This is a genomic window from Pseudomonas fluorescens (assembly GCF_902497875.1).
In the GTDB taxonomy this organism is placed as follows: domain Bacteria; phylum Pseudomonadota; class Gammaproteobacteria; order Pseudomonadales; family Pseudomonadaceae; genus Aquipseudomonas; species Aquipseudomonas fluorescens_BR.
This window is the reverse complement of the sequence record NZ_CABVHY010000109.1, coordinates 1-1,771: the sequence shown is the minus strand read 5'-3', so window position 1 is coordinate 1,771 and position 1,771 is coordinate 1. Positions and strand designations below refer to the sequence as shown.

General features: G+C 57.3%; 1 protein-coding gene and 2 pseudogenes. 2 read left to right on the top strand and 1 reads right to left on the bottom strand.

Annotation, left to right across the window (positions count from 1 at the left end):
* Positions 1-608 (bottom strand): annotated as a pseudogene (locus F8N85_RS33905) (hypothetical protein); the annotation flags it as partial.
* Positions 609-667: 59 nt separating this feature from the next.
* Here F8N85_RS33905 and F8N85_RS33900 point away from each other — a divergent pair.
* Both F8N85_RS33900 and F8N85_RS35370 read left to right on the top strand, forming a co-directional pair.
* Positions 668-1,456: pseudogene (locus F8N85_RS33900) on the top strand (MFS transporter); the annotation flags it as partial.
* A 62-nt stretch (positions 1,457-1,518) separates the two neighbouring features.
* Positions 1,519-1,771, top strand: a 253-nt coding sequence (locus F8N85_RS35370; protein WP_412072531.1) for an alpha/beta fold hydrolase, incomplete at its 3' end; no start/stop codon positions are given.

Below are 1,771 nucleotides of genomic sequence, written 5' to 3'. Positions count from 1 at the left end.
GTCAGCGGCAGGCTGCTCAGGTTCATTCGCACCAAGATGTCGCCGCCCCCGTCGAGAACGTGATTGATCCCTCGCCGATTAGCAAAGCCCCGGTCCGCAATGAACACATCGCCCTGTTGCACCGAAAACTGTGCCAGCGATTCGCCTGTTTTGGACGGCGTCACTTGCACTTCGCAACAACGCAGCGTTCTGACGTCCATCGTGTAATGCAGGCGCCATGTCGATGTGGCCGCTCCCGGCTCTGCCACGACACTGCCGTCAGCGGCAAGCAATCTGCGCCCCTGCAGCGCCGGACATTTCATCGCCACGGTCGGTGCCTGCTGGATCAACTGTTCAGTGATCCAGCCCAGCCATGCACCCGATTTATTGATCCGTTTGAGCAGGCCAACGTCCGATAGCTCCACCCAGTCCCCAGCGCGCGCGCGTTCCACCGTTTCGACCATCGAGCAATCAGCGCTCAGATACATCAATAACGTGCGCAATAAACTCTCCGGGCCGCTGAAGCGGCGACCGAACTTCAGCGCTCCCAGCTCTTTTGCCTTGGCTTCCCATCCCTGCGGCAATAGCGCCAACAGCTTCGGCCAATCTTCATCCAGTCTTTGTGTCACGCTTGCTTTCCCTGCTGCTCACTTTGCTTGGTGAATCAGATTCTACTATCTCTTGAGATTTGGTTAGCGCCTATGTGGGTACGCCCATCGCGTTGTCGTTGGGTGTGCCGATGGGAACCTGGCTGGGTGGATTCATGGGCTGGCGCATGGCCTTTGGATTGATGTCCGGCATGACCCTGGTATTGATCGTTTGGGTGCTGATCAAAGTGCCGGATTACCCAGGCCAATCATCCTCACAGCGCATGCCGTTACGTCTGGTGTTTTTCACCCCAGGCGTCCGCTCGGTATTGGCTGTCGTCTTCACCTGGATGCTGGCCCACAACATTCTTTACACCTATGTCGCGCCCTTCGTTTCCAAGGCTGGGCTGAACAGTGACGTCGATTTGGTATTGCTCACATTTGGTGTCGCGGCGCTTGCCAGCATCTGGCTCACGGGCCGACTGGTTGACCGGCACCTGCGAACAACCGTGCTGGCCAGCCTTGCAACATTCGCAGCGGTTTCGATTTTCATCGGAGTGTTCTCAGGCTCCGCCGCGGCCATTTACGTGGGTGTCTTCATTTGGGGGCTGACCTTTGGTGGCGCGGCCACCCTGCTGCAAACAGCACTCGCCGACGCCGCAGGTAAGGGCTCTGACGTTGCGCTCTCCATGAACGTAGTGGTCTGGAACAGCGCAATTGCCGGCGGTGGACTGCTGGGTGGCGTGTTACTCGGCCAATGGGGAACGAGTGCATTTCCGGGCGTGTTGCTGGCGTTGCTATTGATCAGCCTGGCCATTGCATTTCGGGCACGGGCGCATGGTTTTCCGCAAGGTCAACGGCACACCACCCAGGCGATCCACAGTCATTGATCGGGGGATAGCACGCCTTCGCATGGTCGTAATTTTCAGTCATAACTTGATGGATAAATAAAATGAAAAAGCGCATTAGATTGGCCCTCGCCGCAGTCGCAATCACCCTGGCTTTGCCATGCTTGGCTCAAGCGGCAGAGTTTCCTGTTCCAGCGGGATTCAAGAGTGAATTCAAAACCATAGACGGCGTCAGGCTCCACTATGTGAAGGGCGGTTCCGGGCCTTTGGTTTACCTGGTCCACGGATTTGGTCAAGCCTGGTATGAGTGGCACAGCTTGATGCCCGAACTCGCGAAGACTCACACCGTAGTTGCGG